This window comes from Lysinibacillus sp. NPDC094403, assembly GCF_050278745.1.
Taxonomy (GTDB): Bacteria; Bacillota; Bacilli; order Bacillales_A; family Planococcaceae; genus Lysinibacillus.
On sequence record NZ_JBNNTL010000003.1, the window covers coordinates 53,518 to 71,861 of the forward strand.

14 protein-coding genes are annotated in these 18,344 nt (G+C 36.5%); 3 read left to right on the plus strand and 11 right to left on the minus strand.

The window, feature by feature from the left end; all coding sequences use genetic code 11:
- Positions 1-237: 237 nt before the first annotated feature.
- The 5 genes from sufB to sufC all read right to left on the minus strand — a co-directional run bounded on the left by sufB (position 238) and on the right by sufC (position 5,491).
- Positions 238-1,635 carry a Fe-S cluster assembly protein SufB gene (gene sufB / locus ACQKMV_RS07335; RefSeq protein ID WP_031417705.1) on the minus strand — a complete coding sequence of 466 codons (1,398 nt, stop codon included), beginning with the start codon at positions 1,633-1,635 and terminating at the stop codon, positions 238-240.
- Positions 1,636-1,738: 103 nt separating this feature from the next.
- Entirely contained in the window at positions 1,739-2,167 is a 429-nt protein-coding gene (gene sufU / locus ACQKMV_RS07340; protein ID WP_427503157.1) for a Fe-S cluster assembly sulfur transfer protein SufU, read from the minus strand.
- Positions 2,157-3,386 (minus strand): cysteine desulfurase, encoded by a 1,230-nt coding sequence (locus ACQKMV_RS07345; protein WP_427503158.1) that lies wholly within the window; start codon positions 3,384-3,386, stop codon positions 2,157-2,159. Before ACQKMV_RS07345 ends, sufU begins: the two co-directional genes overlap by 11 nt.
- Complete coding sequence (sufD, locus tag ACQKMV_RS07350; protein ID WP_427503159.1) at positions 3,386-4,693, minus strand: Fe-S cluster assembly protein SufD; 1,308 nt, start codon at positions 4,691-4,693, stop codon at positions 3,386-3,388. The genes ACQKMV_RS07345 and sufD overlap by 1 nt, the downstream gene beginning before the upstream one ends.
- Before the next feature lie 18 nt (positions 4,694-4,711).
- On the minus strand, positions 4,712-5,491 hold the full coding sequence (gene sufC, locus ACQKMV_RS07355; RefSeq protein ID WP_024362714.1) for a Fe-S cluster assembly ATPase SufC: 780 nt from the start codon (positions 5,489-5,491) through the stop codon (positions 4,712-4,714).
- Positions 5,492-6,323: 832 nt separating this feature from the next.
- On the opposite strand from sufC, the gene ACQKMV_RS07360 reads away from it, so the two are divergent.
- The gene (locus ACQKMV_RS07360; protein ID WP_427503161.1) at positions 6,324-7,226 is read left to right on the plus strand and encodes a LysR family transcriptional regulator; all 903 of its coding nucleotides are present in this window, start codon (positions 6,324-6,326) and stop codon (positions 7,224-7,226) included.
- Between the two features lie 208 nt (positions 7,227-7,434).
- Positions 7,435-8,145 (plus strand): LytR/AlgR family response regulator transcription factor, encoded by a 711-nt coding sequence (locus ACQKMV_RS07365; protein WP_427503162.1) that lies wholly within the window; start codon positions 7,435-7,437, stop codon positions 8,143-8,145.
- A gap of 195 nt (positions 8,146-8,340) precedes the next feature.
- On the opposite strand, the gene ACQKMV_RS07370 is transcribed toward ACQKMV_RS07365, so the two are convergent.
- Positions 8,341-8,520 carry an ATP-binding cassette domain-containing protein gene (locus tag ACQKMV_RS07370; RefSeq protein WP_427503163.1) on the minus strand — a complete coding sequence of 60 codons (180 nt, stop codon included), beginning with the start codon at positions 8,518-8,520 and terminating at the stop codon, positions 8,341-8,343.
- 730 nt (positions 8,521-9,250) lie between these two features.
- Here ACQKMV_RS07370 and ACQKMV_RS07375 point away from each other — a divergent pair.
- Positions 9,251-9,352 (plus strand): DUF4368 domain-containing protein, encoded by a 102-nt coding sequence (locus ACQKMV_RS07375; protein WP_427503381.1) that lies wholly within the window; start codon positions 9,251-9,253, stop codon positions 9,350-9,352.
- A 617-nt stretch (positions 9,353-9,969) separates the two neighbouring features.
- On the opposite strand, the gene ACQKMV_RS07380 is transcribed toward ACQKMV_RS07375, so the two are convergent.
- The 5 genes from ACQKMV_RS07380 to ACQKMV_RS07400 all read right to left on the minus strand — a co-directional run bounded on the left by ACQKMV_RS07380 (position 9,970) and on the right by ACQKMV_RS07400 (position 18,157).
- Positions 9,970-11,133, minus strand: a complete 1,164-nt coding sequence (locus ACQKMV_RS07380; protein WP_427503164.1) for a dicarboxylate/amino acid:cation symporter — start codon at positions 11,131-11,133, stop codon at positions 9,970-9,972.
- A gap of 502 nt (positions 11,134-11,635) precedes the next feature.
- Positions 11,636-14,812, minus strand: coding sequence for a hypothetical protein (locus tag ACQKMV_RS07385; protein ID WP_427503165.1), 3,177 nt, complete (start codon positions 14,810-14,812; stop codon positions 11,636-11,638).
- Entirely contained in the window at positions 14,809-16,233 is a 1,425-nt protein-coding gene (locus ACQKMV_RS07390) for a glycosyltransferase family 2 protein (RefSeq protein WP_427503166.1), read from the minus strand. Before ACQKMV_RS07390 ends, ACQKMV_RS07385 begins: the two co-directional genes overlap by 4 nt.
- Positions 16,230-17,276, minus strand: a complete 1,047-nt coding sequence (locus tag ACQKMV_RS07395; RefSeq protein WP_427503167.1) for a HEAT repeat domain-containing protein — start codon at positions 17,274-17,276, stop codon at positions 16,230-16,232. The genes ACQKMV_RS07390 and ACQKMV_RS07395 overlap by 4 nt, the downstream gene beginning before the upstream one ends.
- Positions 17,273-18,157, minus strand: coding sequence for a response regulator (locus ACQKMV_RS07400; RefSeq protein WP_427503169.1), 885 nt, complete (start codon positions 18,155-18,157; stop codon positions 17,273-17,275). The genes ACQKMV_RS07395 and ACQKMV_RS07400 overlap by 4 nt, the downstream gene beginning before the upstream one ends.
- Between the last annotated feature and the right edge of the window lie 187 nt (positions 18,158-18,344).

The following is an 18,344-nucleotide window of genomic DNA, read 5'->3' on the forward strand; positions in this document are numbered from 1 at the left end:
TTTCTATGTATGAATCGTTTATAGCATTTAATATTCCTATCGATAATTCCCCAACCGTTTTTTCTCAATTTTATAACGACCCTTCGAACCATCAAAACAATATTAAGTACCTACCTTGAAGATTAAAAATAGGAGACGAACTTCAAAAGTTCGTCTCCTATCTGAATCGGCATGTTTTCGGCACATTAGAATTTATTGTTCTTCTAAAACCTTTATATACCAAGCATTATAGGCGTATTATCCAATACTGCCCTCCATCTCAAACTTGATAAGACGGTTCATTTCAACTGCGTATTCCATTGGTAATTCTTTTGTGAATGGCTCGATGAAGCCCATTACGATCATTTCTGTCGCTTCTTCTTCAGAAATACCACGAGACATTAAGTAGAACAATTGTTCCTCTGATACTTTTGAAACTTTCGCTTCATGCTCTAAAGAAACATTATCATTTAAGATTTCGTTGTATGGAATTGTATCTGAAGTAGATTGGTTGTCCATGATTAACGTATCACATTCGATGTTAGCACGTGCACCACTTGCTTTAGGACCGAAACGAACTTGACCCATATACGTTACTTTACCACCTTGTTTTGCAATCGATTTAGAAACGATTGTTGAAGATGTGTTTGGTGCCATATGAATCATTTTCGCACCTGCGTGTTGGTGTTGCCCTTTACCTGCTAATGCGATTGATAATGTCATACCACGAGCGCCTTCACCTTTAAGGATACAAGCTGGGTACTTCATTGTTAATTTAGAACCGATGTTACCGTCGATCCATTCCATTGTACCGTTTTCTTCAACAACTGTACGTTTTGTTACTAGGTTGTAAACGTTGTTTGCCCAGTTTTGAATCGTTGTATAACGGCAGTATGCATCTTTACGTACAACAATTTCTACTACTGCTGAGTGTAAAGAGTTTGTAGTGTAAACAGGAGCTGTACAACCTTCAACGTAGTGTACGTGAGCGCCTTCATCTACAATAATTAACGTACGTTCGAATTGACCCATGTTTTCAGAGTTAATACGGAAGTAAGCTTGTAATGGCGTTTCCACTTTTACACCTGGTGGTACATAGATGAATGATCCACCTGACCAAACAGCTGAGTTTAATGCAGCGAATTTGTTGTCAGTGTAAGGAATAACCTTGCCCCAGTATTGTTTGAAAATATCTTCGTTTTCACGTAAAGCTGAGTCAGTATCTTTGAACACAATACCAAGGTCTTCAAGGTCTTGTTTCATGTTGTGATAAACAACCTCAGATTCGTACTGAGCAGATACACCTGCAAGGTATTTTTGCTCTGCTTCTGGAATACCTAATTTATCAAAAGTAGCTTTGATTTCATCAGGTACTTCATCCCAAGATTTTTGTGTAGCTTCTGATGGTTTTACGTAATACGTAATTTCATCAAAATCTAAATCTCCTAGGTCGCCACCCCATTGCGGCATTGGTTTTGTATAGAAAGTTTCAAGTGCTTTTAAGCGGTATTCAAGCATCCACTCTGGCTCTTGTTTCATATTAGAAATTTCACGGACGATTTCTTCAGTTAAACCACGTTTTGAACGGAAAATTGATACGTCCTTGTCATGGAATCCGTATTTGTAATCGCCAATATCAGGCATTTTTTTAGCCATCTTTTCTCCTCCGTTCATGTATTATTGTTATTTTGTTTTAAGCTCGGGTATCCTACTTCGAGTGAAAGCACATATAGTGACTTTCACTCAAAGTTAGAATTTATTAATTCTTTACGGCTTTTTCCATCGCTTTCCAAGCTAATGTCGCACATTTAATACGTGCAGGGAATTGAGAAACACCTTGTAGTGCCTCAACATCCTCAAGGTCATATTTCTCGCTATATTCTTCGCCCATCATCATTTTAGAGAAAATTTCAGCAAGCTCTAAAGCTTCCTCAACTTTTTTCCCTTTAATGATCTGCGTCATCATGGAAGCAGAAGACATGGAAATTGAACAGCCTTCACCGTCAAACTTCGCATCTTCTACAATACCATCAGTCACCTTTAGCGTTAAGTGAATACGATCTCCACAAGTCGGATTGTTCATATCGATCGTAACAGCATCTTCTTCAATAGATCCTTTATTACGAGGATTTTTATAATGATCCATTATGACTGAACGATATAGTTGATCTAAATTATTAAAAGACATCGCCAAAATACTCCTTCGCAGAACGTAACCCAGCAACTAGGCGATCAATATCTTCTTCCGTGTTATACAGATAGAAGCTTGCACGCGCTGTCGCTACTTGTTGAAGACATTTCATTAGTGGCTGTGCGCAATGATGTCCTGCACGAACAGCAATACCGTTCATATCAAGAACTGTTGCCACATCATGTGGATGTACATCGTCTAGGTTAAACGTTACAAGGCCACAACGCTTCATTGGGTCACGTGGGCCGAAAATTTTAAGTCCGTCAATCGTTTCAAGCTGATCCATTGCGTAGCCTGCAAGCTTATGCTCATGCTCCGCAATGTTATCTAGCCCAATTTCAGTTAAGAAATCAATAGCAGCTCCTAAACCTATTGCACCTGCAATAATAGGAGTTCCACCTTCAAATTTCCACGGTAATTCTTTCCACGTTGACTCATAAAGTCCAACAAAGTCAATCATTTCGCCACCAAATTCAATTGGCTCCATCTTTTCAAGGTGTTCTTTTTTACCATATAGTACACCTATTCCAGTTGGTCCGCACATCTTATGTCCTGAGAACCCTAAGAAATCTACATCCAAATCTTGTACATCAATTTTCATATGTGGTGCTGCTTGTGCACCATCCGCTACCATTACAGCACCGTTAGCATGCGCGATTTGAGCGATTTCTTTAATTGGGTTAATCGTTCCAAGGACGTTTGACGCCATTGACACCGACACAATCTTTGTTTTAGGTGTAATTGTCGCACGAACCTTTTCTAGATTAAGTGTGCCATCTGCTTCAAGCTCAATATATTTCAGCGTTGCATTTTTTTCCTTTGCTAGCTGTTGCCAAGGAATAATATTAGAGTGGTGCTCCATGTGGGTAATGACAATTTCATCACCTTCAGCAACATTTGCACGACCATAACTTCCAGCTACTGTATTTAAAGCAGTAGTAGTACCGCGAGTAAAAATAATTTCTTGTGTTGATGTAGCATTGATAAAATTACGAACCTTTTCACGTGCACCCTCATACTTGTCAGTAGCACGATTACCTAATGTATGCACACCACGGTGGACATTAGAATTATCGAATTCATAATAATGCTTCATAGCTTCAATCACTTGAATAGGCTTTTGAGAAGTTGCTGCGCTATCAAGGTAAACGAGCTTATGACCGTTTACTTCCTGATTTAAAATTGGGAAATAGCTTTTAATGTCTTTATTCATCATTAGCGAACTTTCCTTTCAATAACCTCCGTCAGTTGCTTTTGAACGCCTTCGATTGGTAATTGCGTAACAACTGGCGCAAGGAATCCATGGATAACAAGGCGCTCTGCTTCTGCTTTCGAGATACCACGACTCATTAAGTAGTAAAGTTGTAGTGGATCAACTCGACCGACAGATGCTGCGTGTCCTGCTGTTACATCGTCTTCATCGATTAATAGAATTGGGTTTGCATCGCCACGAGCTTTTTCAGAAAGCATTAACACACGTGATTCTTGTTGTGCATCCGCTTTTGTCGCACCGTGTTCGATGTAGCCAATACCGTTAAAGATTGATTGTGCTGCATCTTTCATTACACCATGCTTTAAGATATGACCATTTGAGTTCTTACCCCAGTGACGAACTTCAGTAGTAAAGTTAAGTTTTTGTTCACCGCGACCAACAACTACTGTTTTCGTATCAGCATGAGAACCGTCACCAATAAGATGTGTAATGTTTTCAGAAATAGTATCTGAGTCATTCATTAAGCCAAGAGCCCAATCTACTTTCGCATCACGAGCTAGTCGTGCACGGCGATTTACATAAGTAGTATATCCTTTCGCAAGCACATCAACCGCACCGTAAGTAACTTGTGCATTGTCTTGAACTACTACTTCTGCAATAATATTTGCTTGACCTTTTGCTTCTTCAACTGTTGAAATATATGTTTCAACATATGTTACAGCTGAATTTGCTTCAGCTACAACTAACACGTGGTTATATAATGAAGCTTCTGCGTTATCATTTAAAAATACTACTTGAAGCGGCTGTTCGATAATTACATTTTTCGGTACGTATACGAACACACCACCGTTAACAAGTGCCGCATGAAGTGCTGTTAATTTATGCTCATCAACTTTTACAGCTTCTGTCATAAAGTACTTTTTAACAAGGTCGCCATGTTCACGAACCGCTGTTAAAATATCTGTAAAAATAACACCTTTATCAGCTAGTTCTTGTGATGTTTTAATGAAAGCTGGAGTGTTATTGCGTTGAATATAAAGGTTTTCTTGTGCCTCAAAATCAATTAAACCTTTTACTTCTTCTGGTAATGCATCAAGTGAAGCAAATCCTTCACTGTCAACTGTGTGAGTTGGGAAATTTACAAAATCCCATTTTGTAATATTTGTTCTGTCTGGTTTTGGCAAATCTAAACCAGTTACTTTGTCTAGTGCTGCCGCGCGAAGTTCTGTAAACCAAGCCGGTTCTCCATTTGCTTCTGAGAACGAGCGCACGTCCTGTACTGTTACAGGCAAGTTAAGTTCCACTGTCATGCTAGTTCGTCCTCCTTCTTATGCTTCTTGTTCTTCAGTTTCTTCTTCGATACCTAATTCTTTTTTAATCCAGTCATAGCCTTCAGCTTCTAAACGTTGTGCTAATTCTTCGCCACCTGATTTAACAACGCGACCTTGCATCATTACGTGTACATGGTCTGGTGTAATGTAGTTAAGTAGGCGTTGATAGTGAGTGATCATTAAGCAGCCGAATCCTTCTCCACGCATTGCATTGATTCCTTTTGAAACAACTTTAAGCGCGTCAATATCAAGACCAGAGTCAATTTCATCTAAAATTGCGAAAGTAGGTTTAATCATCATTAATTGAAGAATTTCGTTACGTTTTTTCTCACCGCCAGAGAAACCTTCATTTAAATAACGTTGTGCCATATCTTCGTGCATTTCAAGGAATTCCATGTTTTTATCTAATTCACGGATAAATTTCATTAGAGAAATTTCATCGCCTTCTTCACGGCGTGCATTAATAGCTGAGCGTAAGAAGTCAGCATTTGTTACACCAGCGATTTCAGAAGGATATTGCATTGCTAGGAACAAACCTGCTTGAGCACGCTCGTCCACTTCCATTTCAAGTACATTTTCGCCATCAAGTTCTACTGTACCAGAAGTTACTTCATATTTAGGGTGACCCATGATTGCAGAAGCTAATGTTGACTTACCAGTTCCGTTTGGTCCCATGATTGCATGAATTTCATTTGTATTGATTGTAAGGTTTACGCCTTTTAAAATCTCTTTCCCGTCGATTTCAACGTGAAGATCTTTAATAACTAAAGTTGACATGAAAATACCTCCATAGTGTGTTCAGTGAATGGTGTACCATTCCTTAATTATCATCATTCTAATCTTAACTGAAAATCGTTCTCTATGCAAACCATTTCAATCACTTTCACTTTTCTCTGAAACAATCCTTAAAAACAAAGACTTTGTAAGCATTTTCAGATTATTGTTAATCATTAATGACAATGAGAATCAACTTTCCTCATTTTCAATGAAATAAATCTAATTGAGAATCGATTTCATCTAGCTACATAGTGGAAACCCCGCAGAAAACGCTAAATGTAGCGGTTTTGTGACAGAATTGCATAAATAACAATATCAATACTATAACCTTTTTTATTAGAATGGAATCAATTAAAGGAAAGAATATTGTAGATAAGATTTTATAGGAATTGTATTTTGCTTATTACCAAAATTCTAGGATGTTATTAGTTAATTAAAACCTATGCCATTCATATAGGTTGATTGGAGTGGAGGCTGGGCGACTCCTTGGGGATCAGCAATAGAGGAACGAAGGCTAAGAGCATCACATCCTGTGATAACGCCTTCGTGACCAACATCGGTGCTGCTGCCGCTACGTTAACACTACGCTTTCGCGCAAAAAACATCTGTTGGCCCAAGCGGCTCATCGGACGCCCCCAGGAAGCTCTGCTCTGTGCGAAAGCGAAGCGTCAGCAACTAAGCGCCAAGCCGGAACGGAAATCAACCCCACGTTATGATGATTAGTCTTAATTGATTTAGACATCTATTTTATTTACAATCATTTTTCATCTTAAATAGTATATAATTGAGGAATAATCAATCGTATTTTTCGATTAATAGAGGTGAATATCTAGTGGAGTTACGTCAATTACGTTATTTTGTTGAAGTTGCTGAGCGTGAACACATTTCAGAAGCTGCCGAGCATCTTCATGTTGCTCAATCTGCAATAAGCCGACAAATTGCTAATTTAGAAGATGAATTAGGCACACCACTTTTTGAACGTGTAGGACGAAATGTTAAATTGACACCAATAGGAAAAACATTTCTCGAGCACACAATTACTGCTTTAAAAGCCATTGATTTTGCTGCAAAGCAAGTTGAAGAATATTTAGATCCTGCTAAAGGTACGATAAAAATCGGTTTTCCAACGAGCTTGGCTAGCTATGTATTGCCAACTGTTATTTCAGCTTTTAAGCGTGAATATCCAGATTTGCAGTTCCAGCTCCGTCAAGGCTCCTATCGTTTTTTAATTGATGCAGTCAAAAATCGCGAATTAAATTTAGCATTTTTAGGTCCTCTTCCACCGAAGGATGAAGCGATTCAATCAACAATTTTGTTTACTGAAAATATCGCCGCTTTACTACCAGCAAAACATCCATTAGCCAAAAAGGAAAGTATTCAACTTGCTGATTTACGTAACGATTTATTTGTGTTATTCCCAGATGGATACATATTACATAAAGTAGCTATGGATGCCTGCCGAGCTGCCGGCTTCTCGCCAAACGTCATCTCCGAGGGTGAGGACTTAGATGCACTAAAAGGTCTTGTAGCTGCAGGCATCGGAGTCAGCTTATTACCAGAAAGCTCCCTGTATGATTCAGCTGCCCGCTTCACCGTAAAGGTACCGATTAAAGCACCTGCGATTCCAAGAACAGTCGGTATTATTTCACCTGTAAATCGCGAAATTGCACCATCAGAAAAAATATTTTTAGACTTCGTTACAAATTTCTTTTCACGTCTTTCTCAATTCCAATAAAAAAAATCGCCGTAGCTGGCGGTTTTTTTTTGCCTTATGTGGTTCTATCCGTCGCTCTGATGATTCTTTCCTTTATTATCAAAGATCATTAGTAATTTGGAAACATTTGAAAAATGGACAGCATATGTGCAAAAAGAACAGAGTTCGAACACGACTTATGTTGTTTAAAAATTCAGAAAACTATACAATAGTAATTGGAGGGATACTTATGATTAAGACAGCTATATGTGATGACATACCCCAAATGGCGGATGCAGTAGAAGAATTGTTAATACAATACAATCAAGAATTATTTGAATCCAACGTTTTCTATTATCCTGAAAAGCTAATCAGACATATGAAAAAAATTGAATTTGATTTATTTATTTTAGATATTGAATTTCCTAATACTACAGGTATTGATCTTGCTGAAATAATTCGCCAAAACAATTTAAATGTTCCTATCATATTTTTAACTAATTACAGAGAATATATGGAGGACGTCTTTAAGGTACAAACCTTTGATTACATAATCAAACCTGTAACTAAAGAGAACTTATTTCCTGTTTTAGATAGAGTAATGAGATACCTAGATGTAAAAGAAGAGAGGTTCGTTTTTTCCTATAACAAAATATCTTATAGCCTCAAAATAAATGAGCTTGTTTATTTCGAGAAAAGTCGTCGCCAAGTTATTATTCATACGTTAAATGAAGATTATGTCTCTAATATGTCTACCACTACAATTCTATCTAAACTTAATGACTGTTTTGTTCAAGTACATGCATCTTTTATAGTTAATGTGAAATATATCAAAGAAATCGGTAACAATTTCCTGATATTAAAAAAAGATAACAATAATTCTATTGAAATACCAATGAGTAGAAAATATAAAGATACCGCTCGAGATAAAATACTAATGAAATTAAGGGACATAGTATGATAATCATATTTATTCGACTACTAAGCTTTGTAACTTATATCTTCTTACTTAACTTTTTTTTTTCAAGCTGGTCATCGCCTCAGAAATTATTTAGTAAACTAAATTCGTTAGTTCTACTTCTTTTCCTGACTGTAGTAAGTTCCTTCATTCAAATTATTTTTAATAGATAATCGCTCGACCTCAAAATTCTGGCTTTTAAGGTCGAGCGAATACACCAATTATTTGATTTAAGAATGTTGTTTTACCAGCACCATTGTGACCTGTTAGAGCTACAACTTCACCCGCAGAAAAACAAGTAGATATATTTTCGTTTGCTTGTACATCGCCTTTTCGATAGCTTTTACTAATTGAGTGGATGCATAAATTATTTTTCATTTCTTCACCCCTCTATTTTCTTAAAATTTAGTGCACTATGTTAATTACACTATGCACAAAGGGAATAAACCATAGAAAAACTAATATGAAAGTAACGAAGTATCCTATTAAGCGAATTTTACTTAGAAAGGGACCCTGGCTGTTTGAAGCCTTTGAACTCATAGATACCAAAAATTGTCTCGCTCTGTCACTAAAATGGCAAAAGCACATAAACGAAATTTTGAAAGAAGTTAAATAAAAACCAAAGGCAAGGTTATTAGATAACCTAGCTTTTGGTTTTCGTCTATCATTAAACGATAATCCACCATGCTGTAGCATCAACCTTTACCGCTTTGCTTACTTTAACATTTTTCATAGCTATCCCTCCCTTCGTATTAAATTACACTTCTTTGCTTAATAGGTTAGGGCGTTTGATCACATATAGGATTTAAATATCATTAGCATTCTTTTAGACTAAAAATTAAAAGATTTTACTTGCTATCGTTGTATTCATAATAGTATTAAATTCCAAAAAATTGGTAAGCTGTAACAATTGACAATCTAGATGTAATAATTAACCTCGTATATGACTCATAAATCAAAAATATGGTCAAATTCTTTCGCGCCCAATCGGAAACAAGAAATAGAAGTTATTTTTACTTTTTTATAAATGCAGTGTAGTCTTAACTAAATATCTTCTTGGATTATACTAATATTGCTAAATCAAGTGCTTCTTTATGGAATCTTTTCGATGAAGCCAGTGAACAGCAATTTCAAACAACTAACATCAAAGTTAATACATAAAATGATTGAGAAAATTATTGTTCATGAACGAGATACAAGCACACAATGAGATGCATAGTTTTGATCTTGGAGGATTAATCATCAAAGAAGATGATTAATCTAACAGGAAAAAAATAAGAAAAACAAAAAAGCAATATGACCACAAATGAGATCAATATTGCTTATTCGTAAATATTTCCTTGTGAAAAGTTACCTAAATGACTTTGGCGTTTTTATTCGTAGCTTTGATGATTCTTTCCGTCGCTTTGATTTCCATCCGTCACTTCGGCTCTTCTTTCCGTCGCTCTGATGATTCTTTCCGTCGCTTCGGCACTTCTTTCCGTCGCTCTGATTTCCATCCGTCACTTTGGCTCTTCTTTCCGTCGCTCTCGCATTTCTATCCATCGCTTTGATGATTCTTTCCGTCGCTTCGGCACTTCTTTCCGTCGCTCTAATTTCCATCCGTCACTTTGGCTCTTCTTTCCGTCGCTTCGGCACTTCTTTCCGTCGCTCTAATTTCCATCCGTCACTTTGGCTCTTCTTTCCGTCGCTCTCGCATTTCTATCCAAGATTTTGATGGTTCTATCCACGACTTTGGCTTCTCTATCCACGATTTTGGCTTCTCTATCCACGACTTTGGCTTCTCTACCCACGATTGCCACGGTTCTATCCATCACTCTGCTTTTCTTAACTAGTTTTTTTATTGAAACGATCAACAATCATAGATAATGCTCCATCTCCAGTTACATTTGTAGCTGTGCCAAAACTATCTTGCGCTAGATACAATGCGATCATCAGTGCAACCATTGTTTCATCGAAGCCGAGCATTGTTTTCAGTAAACCAATTGCTGCCATGACAGCCCCCCCAGGAACACCTGGTGCGGCAACCATCGTAATACCTAGCATAAATATAAAGCCTATATATTGTGCGAAACTTATATCCATTCCGTTCATCATCATAACACCTAAGGAACAAGTTACTAATGTAATCGTACTACCCGATAAATGAATAGTGGCAAACAGTGGAACTGTGAAATTCGTAACTTTGTCAGAAGCTCCTGTTTTTTGTGCTTGTCGTAACGTAACAGGGATTGTAGCTGCTGAGGATTGTGTGCCCAAAGCTGTAAAATATGCAGGGAGCATAGTTCGAAGTAACATGAGTGGATTTTTCTTATTTAAAATTCCCGCTGTAGTATATTGCACTAGCAATATTACCCAATGCATCACGATTATTAATGCAAACACAATTGCGAAGACAGATAAGATTTTTGCTACTTGTCCACCAAATGTCATGTTCAAAAAGATACCGAAAATATGAAATGGTAAAAGTGGAATAATAACAAATGAAATTAATTTTTCAATGATAACATTAAACTCTTCAAAACCACGTTTCAAAACATCACTTTGAATGGCAGTCATACCAATTCCTACAATAAATGCAAAAATTAATGCTGCCATAACACCCATTAATGGAGGCATTTCAACTTTAAAGAATGCCTGTGCTAAAAATTCCTCAGGGTTTTTCATGCTTTCCATAGCACCGTTTGAAATGAAATTAGGCAATACATTTCGCGCTACAAAAAAGGCGAGTATACCTGCAATGATTGTTGAGAAATAGGCAAAGAATGTTGCCAAACCTAATAATTTTCCTGAGCCTTTTCCAAGCTGAGCAATGCCCGGAGCAATAAATGCAATAATAATAAGTGGTACAACAAAATTTAAAAAATTACCGAATAAGCCATTAAATGTTGCAAATATACGTACAAATGGCTCTGGCATAAAGCTTCCGAGTATTACCGCTAGTAAAATAGCGACAATAATTTTTGCCAATAGACCAAATTTAAACTTCACTATATTGTCCTCCTTAAAAACACAACTGTATTTCTAGAATGTAATATTAGTAATTTAACATAAACAGTTAAGAGAATATACAGCTTACAAAATAGACGGAATTGTAAAATATTTTTATATTTTCTAATAAGAAGAATCAAAAAAACTTAGAATAGGCAACATTTCACCTATCCTAAGCTCCATTTAACTTCTTTCAGCAAAAGTTCCCCACCTCTATAGTTGATGAGATGAATGTGGATTTAAGCTACTTTACAACGGTTGTCCAAACACCAGCTGAAATAAAGGAACTCAGTCTAAGTACGCCACGTCCTGTGGCAATGACTGAGTGACCAACATCGTGTTGGCCTAAAGCCTCCGGCGGATGTCACGGAATCGGAAAGGAGTTCTTAAAGGATGTTAACCTAAAATCATCGCATCCATGCGATAACGGTTAACTGACCTGCATCCAGCAGGCCTAAGCACAAAGCCGATTCCGGACGCAATTATGCCGAGGCATAATTGATTAATCTTTAAATAATTTTTGTAAAATATAATATGATTGTTTTAAACGCTCTTCATACTTAGGAGTTTGCCATTTTTCCCAAGAATAAGCTGAGAGAGCAGGTAAGACATGGCCGTCGGTCTCTGGTAGAGATTTTACAACCTTGCCATCCTTATCTACAAAGACAGCACCAATATAAATATTATCGACTTTAGTCGAAACTTCCTTCCCATCCTTATATAGATCTCCCATAAACTCACGTTGACTTGGATCTTTTGCTTGGATCAGTAGCCAAGGAATTCGTAGCTCAATAACATTATCATTCGTCCATGTATAGTCTACTAATGAATTATAATCTTTTGCTTTTGGGTTGGCATTCCCTTGAAGCAGCTTCCCTGTTTCATAAGCACTAAAGTCGGTAGTAATGTTTTGCTCTGGTAAGAATAGTTGTTTATTTAACACATAGTATATCGGTGCAAACTTACCACTATTTTTTGTCGGAACTGCCATACGAGGCGGAATCATATTTAAATTATGACCGTAAAAATAATCATAGAAATCATAGTATTCATCTATGACAACTCGTGAGTCTCCACTTTTATTTAATTCAACAATAAAATCTACACCATTTGAAAACGTCATATCTTTTATTGATGTTGCCGAAGTATTCCCTTGATTTGGTACTACGTCAAGTAAAATACGAGGGGAGGCTTTTTCTAAAACATCGCTTTTTAATTTGAAATACAAATATTTTTCATCGTAATCGACAGCAAAATCTGTTGAAGCTGAAGGTGAGGTATTGTACATTTGTGTACCTTTCCACTCCTTTGTATTGCCGTCTACTTTTACTTTAAATCTATCAAAGCTTAATACGCCAAATTGTTGTTCATTCGTTTGTGCATTGGACCAAAATGGTCGACGATTTGGATCATCGTAATCCATCGTATTCCACGTTCGCTTAAACCACTCGTCCTGCCATGTAAAGATAAGACCTCCTAGCAAGCCTTCATGCATAATATCTTCATATAAATGTTGAAGTGTTTCACCTTGCTGCTGTTCGGACATATGCCCCTGATTCCAGCCGTAAACATTTTCATGTGTCATACCACGCGCTGCTGGAATTCCAAATTCCGCAATAAGAACAGGCATGCGATGAGCTTGATGTAAATCTTTTAAATAACCTGCATAACTATTTTTATTGCCCCGGAAATCTTTATAATTTAAATATTTTTGGTCGAAGTTAAAGAAGTCAGGGTAATATGGATAAACATGATAGGAAGCAAATTGTCCTGGTGCCTGCATTTCACCTTTCGTATAGATGACATTTGGATTGACTCCTACTAAATCTTCATCCTCAGAAGGTTCAGATGGATGATCTAGTAAGTCGGTTGTTACCCAGTTTGTGAAGCTCATTGGACGGAGCCAATTGTATTTATCCTTCTCATAAACAGTAATAAGATCCATTTGCTCTGCTAACCAATGCTCAAATGGTGCAGCATTTTTCGTTTCAAAATACTTGCCATTGTATTCGCCTATATTAGCGTGCTTTTCGTTCGTACCGACAACCATATGCGGATACCATTCTATTCCAAGCACCCAGCCAATAACATATTTTGAAACATCAACATCATATAATCCTGAGGCATGTCCTGCTACAGGCTTCACATAAGTATTACCGTGGATAACGTCTACCATGCGCTTCATTTCTACTTGGAAATCCTTTAAGGTAGCTTCATCATAGGCATCCAGTGAATCAGCCAAGCCTTCCTCATTAATCCATACACCATGCAATACATACAGTGGTTTATCTGGATTTTCTTCATTATATTTAGCAAGTGCCCGATAAAAACCTGGTGGGTGTAATGTATATACACGAATCGTATTGGCATTCATCTCAGCAATTTGACGGAACCATCGATAGTACTCTTCTTCCGTAATAGCGGCCTCACCAGGGAATGCTCCAGGTTTACCCATACCGATATTAACGCCCTTAAAGACTAGTGGCTCCCACTTTCCATCACGTAAGACTTCAAATGATTCACCTTGAATACGTGCATTATAATTTAATTTTTCATGATTAACGTTTTCTTTAACCTCTTTTTGCTCAAACGTTTCAAAAATTTTATGCATGACTGGTATATAAATCGACCAGTAGAATGAACTATCTGCATACTTCTCAGCATATTTATAAATGGTCGGTAATCCCTTTATTTTGTAAAGAGACGGAACACGTGACATATCGTTGAAGTCTCCAGCAAAATAATAGCTTGTAGTGTTGCGTTTATCCTGTGAAACGATCGCCGCAAATTGCTGAGGAATATCGTTGTCCTCTAATAGTTTTGCCCCATCTTTTGTTAAGTCCCATTTATAATTAGCGAGTGCATCCTCCGCATATTTAGGCGTGATAATATCAAACCAATAGCCATATTCCGCACTAGCAGAAGTATTAAAGAATTTTTTCCCTTGTTCAGTAAATTGCACCTGAATACCTTCTGTTTTTACATGCTTGTCCATTTCTAACACAATGAGCTTTTCTGTAATTTCATTAAATAGAAGAAAACCGCCGCCCTTATATGGCCATTTATCACCATGTTCATCTATGACCCATTGTGGAATTTCTGAGTTTTTATGATAGTCAAGCTCATCAAAATAACGCCCAATCCATCCAGACCATGAAATCCCTAAATAATCCTGTAGTTCTTTTCTAACTGCTTCTGATGTTGGTGACGCAAATGAATTGTATTCAGCTATTAGCATACTTTTCTTATTGCTTGCTAAACGGCCTACTATAGACTGCCATTCATCCATTTCTAAGCCGCCGACAATTTTTTCTGAGCGTTTACCTAGACGCTTTTCCTCATTTAAATCATCCTTATAAACACCATACGTATCTGCCAAATAAATAACATCATAATTACTATAGTCAGTCGGAAACTTTTTTTCTGACACTTTTTTCGTTTGATCATTGGGAATCGTACCAAAGTAATTTTTTTGTACATCATATGGATGATGATCGATTGTGTATTTATAGTGGTTTAAAAACCAGTTCACACCTAAATGCTCTCGATAGGTTTCATTCGGAACCGTTTTATCTAGGATCGCGACGTTCAGCGGTTTTTCAGCGCTCAAATACCACCATGCAATAGGTGTGATAATGAGAATTAAAATGGCTATAACCCCTATATATATTCGCTTCATACACTTTTCTCCTTTTCAGCGATGCCGACACGCTTCATATTACCCCAATCGCTTTTTCTTAGCACAAACCGAACTAATCCCTCACAGCGCCATAAAAGAGTGAGTGGTCGATACCAAAAAATTTCAGTAAATGCTAAAAGTATCATTCGAAATAACTCTCTTTTTCTAGGATAAGTATTCATGGCCCATGCCTCGAATAATATAGATGCTATTGAAAAAATAACTCCATAAATAACAAAGAGCAGCAACAGCATTACCGCTGCTTCATAATAGATTTTCCCTAAGAAAAATGCTACAACGATATAAATATAACCACCTAGCTCAACAATTGGTCCTAGGCATTCCACAAGCCAAAAATAGGGAAATGCAATAAACCCTATCAAGCCATATTTCGGATTCAATGTCATCGTTTTATGCTTCCAAAGGCTTTCAAACAATCCTTGATGCCAACGTCTACGTTGATTTCGTAATACCCCTAATGTCTGAGGTGCTTCAGTCCAACACACAGGATCTGGTACAAATTCAATACGTTTATTTTCTTTTTTCTTTCTAATCAAACGATGAATATTCACGACAAGCTCCATGTCTTCTCCAATAATATTCGTCGAGTAACCGCCCGCTTCCACAGCCCACTCTTTCGAAAAGACACTAAATGCTCCCGAAATAATAAGCACAAGATTGTATTTACTTAAAGCTATTCGCCCCATTAAAAAAGCTCGCAAATATTCTATTATTTGCATAATTACTAAATAATTATTTGGTAAGTGCGTTTCATAAACGGAACCAAGCTGCATTTTCGCTCCATTGGCAATTCGAATATTCCCTCCAGCCGCAATCACTTCACCATCAGATAAAATAATCGGCTTCATCACACGAAGCAATGATTTTTCATCTAAGATTGAATCACCATCAATAGAACAAAAATAAGGATATTGTGAAACATTAATACCTACATTTAATGCATCTGCCTTACCACCATTTTCTTTATCTACTAAAATACAATTCTTGTAGATTTCAGATTCATAAATTTGTTTCACTTGTTTTGTGGGGATATTTGTACGAACAATTTTATCAACGGGCTTCATTCGGAAATGCTCGATTACGGTTTGCAGTGTAGAGTCAGTAGAACCATCGTTAATAATGATAATTTCCGTTTGCGGATATCGTAAATTCAACAATGAATAGACTGTATCTACAACCCCAATCTCTTCATTGTAAGCAGGGACTAATAAGGATACTGGTTTTGAGTAGAAGGCATCAATATGTGCATCATCATACTCCGAGGGATCTAATTTATAGCGTTTTCGCAAAGTGAGCATGGCAATCACAAACATTGTGCAATATGAAACAATAACAAATAACATATAGAACAGAATAACGCCGCCAAAGAACCACATACAATAATCTAAAAATATTTTCATTTGTTCCCCTGCTTTCTGACTACTGTTTCCTGTGCCATTTCAATTGCATATTGGTCGTTTGAGGACTCCATAAATTGCTGTAATTTTGCAATTCCTTCTTTATTTTCTGCAATTGTTTTAGCTGCCTGTGAGCGTACCCACCAATTTTCATCTTGAAGAAGCTGTTCTAAATAAGTATAGGAATAGTTGAGTGGCACATGCTTAAAGATTTTCGCAACCATTAATCTTACTTCCCACATATCTGATGTTACAAATGAAACATACGGATCGATTTCATCAATTACACCAATTTCATAAAGACCCTTTAATGCTCTTATTTGTATTTCTGGAATCTCATGTTTTAATAGCTGTTTTAACCGATCAATATATTGCATATTTCTTTTTACAGCTGCAGTATCAATTACAGCAAATTGGATATTCTTTGTCCAGCTATCGAAGTCTTCAAATAATCGAATAAATACGTCATCCTCTAACAATACAAATAATCTTCTATATTCGCTTTCAGAGTAATTGACGCTCGATTCTTTAATTTTTCCGATAAACAATTCTGGTTGGAAGAGAGAATATATTTTTAACAGCTGAAAATATTCCTCCTCCGAAATTTTGGTTTTCTCGAATTGTTGACAAGTTCCTAATAATGCCTCTATTTGTAAATCAGCAATACGATATAAAGCATTCATCCTAATACTCCATCGTTTACTTGATAAATCCTTTTCATAAAACTCTTTTAAATAGAGATTAGAAAACTCTTTGATTTTATGTTCAACTTTTTCATCCAATATATTTTTCAAATAAGATGAAAAGATTATTTCTATAGCTGCTACTTGAGCTTTTCCACGGGGTACAAGGACCATAGAGAAATTTTCATCATTGATTAAATAGTTGTACCAGTTTTGTGAATAGTTTTGTAAAAAAGTATCACGCGTTGCTGCATAACGAATCTCCTGCTGGCGCTGAAAAAGTAGATAGATCATAAATAAAAATAGAACTACTAATAAAACAACAATGACGGTTAAAAGAAAAGAAATCGATAGCTGCATCATAGCCAAAACCTCGCAAAAGTTCGCCTAATTTTTGCTTCTAACAAACGTAAATTAAAAGGTTTTACAATATATTCATCGACGCCACCTTCATAAGCATTAAGTGTCGCCCCTTCTGAGTTTCGTTCTGACATCATATAAATGATGAATTTTTTCTCATTCGGCATTTCTCTCAAAATGTGCAAAATTTCTAAGCCATTTTTACGTGGTAAAATATCATTCATCACAACTAAATGCATATGGCCTGTTTTATAGCTATCGGACTGCAAAAAACTATAGCCATCTTCATAGGTAGCAACATCTAAAGTAAAATGAGGAATGTCTAAGTGATTAATTGTTGTTTCTAATACTTTTCTAAAGATTGCATTTTGTTCAATAATACTTACCTTTACTTGCTCAGTTGGTTGTACACAATAATCTGTAACCTGTTCTATTGACCAAGTCGGCTGTTCACCATTCGCTAGTTTTTGCTTATTTTTGTCTAACAAAGTTTCAAAGGTAACGCTATTATTTCTAATTTCAGTAATGGAGGCTTTTAAAGCTATTTGCCGAAATTCCCTTTCTTGCTTAAGAATCGCAAAAATCCGTTTTAAAAACGCCTTTACCTCTACTTCACTACTTTGCAGAAAAAATATTCCCCAATGCACGCCATCTGCTAATTGGAAAAGTAAATCTGTTTTTCGTATTTTTGATTTTAGAAATGCTGAAATTTGATGATTCACATGATCACGTTCTATACCAGTGCCTTGTGAGGAATTAGCTAATTTAAAAAAGACTGCTGTCATTGTTAAACGAGAGCGAATAACACTCTCACGCAAAATCTCAAAATAGCCCTTCACCTCATGCTCCTGCATGAGTTCTTCTGCAATGATTAATTTATTCATTAGTATTCACTCCAGTTGATGTAAGAAGTATTTCATTCTCCCTCATTATTTTTCTATTATTCTCTTGAATTATAAACACAACAACTATAGTAATAAAGATGGCTTAACAATTTCTATACAAAATTTATGGTAATTCGATTACTTTTAAAATATATTATATTTTTGTTATAAACCACAACAGAAGAAG

Bases quoted from the DNA above. Each gene is read 5' to 3' on its own strand.
- sufB (WP_031417705.1), bottom strand. From the start codon at position 1,635: ATGGCTAAAAAAATGCCTGATATTGGCGATTACAAATACGGATTCCAT.
- sufU (WP_427503157.1), bottom strand. From the start codon at position 2,167: ATGTCTTTTAATAATTTAGATCAACTATATCGTTCAGTCATAATGGAT.
- ACQKMV_RS07345 (WP_427503158.1), bottom strand. From the start codon at position 3,386: ATGATGAATAAAGACATTAAAAGCTATTTCCCAATTTTAAATCAGGAA.
- sufD (WP_427503159.1), bottom strand. From the start codon at position 4,693: ATGACAGTGGAACTTAACTTGCCTGTAACAGTACAGGACGTGCGCTCG.
- sufC (WP_024362714.1), bottom strand. From the start codon at position 5,491: ATGTCAACTTTAGTTATTAAAGATCTTCACGTTGAAATCGACGGGAAA.
- ACQKMV_RS07365 (WP_427503162.1), top strand. From the start codon at position 7,435: ATGATTAAGACAGCTATATGTGATGACATACCCCAAATGGCGGATGCA.
- ACQKMV_RS07370 (WP_427503163.1), bottom strand. From the start codon at position 8,520: ATGAAAAATAATTTATGCATCCACTCAATTAGTAAAAGCTATCGAAAA.
- ACQKMV_RS07375 (WP_427503381.1), top strand. From the start codon at position 9,251: ATGAAGCCAGTGAACAGCAATTTCAAACAACTAACATCAAAGTTAATA.
- ACQKMV_RS07385 (WP_427503165.1), bottom strand. From the start codon at position 14,812: ATGAAGCGAATATATATAGGGGTTATAGCCATTTTAATTCTCATTATC.
- ACQKMV_RS07390 (WP_427503166.1), bottom strand. From the start codon at position 16,233: ATGAAAATATTTTTAGATTATTGTATGTGGTTCTTTGGCGGCGTTATT.
- ACQKMV_RS07395 (WP_427503167.1), bottom strand. From the start codon at position 17,276: ATGATGCAGCTATCGATTTCTTTTCTTTTAACCGTCATTGTTGTTTTA.
- ACQKMV_RS07400 (WP_427503169.1), bottom strand. From the start codon at position 18,157: ATGAATAAATTAATCATTGCAGAAGAACTCATGCAGGAGCATGAGGTG.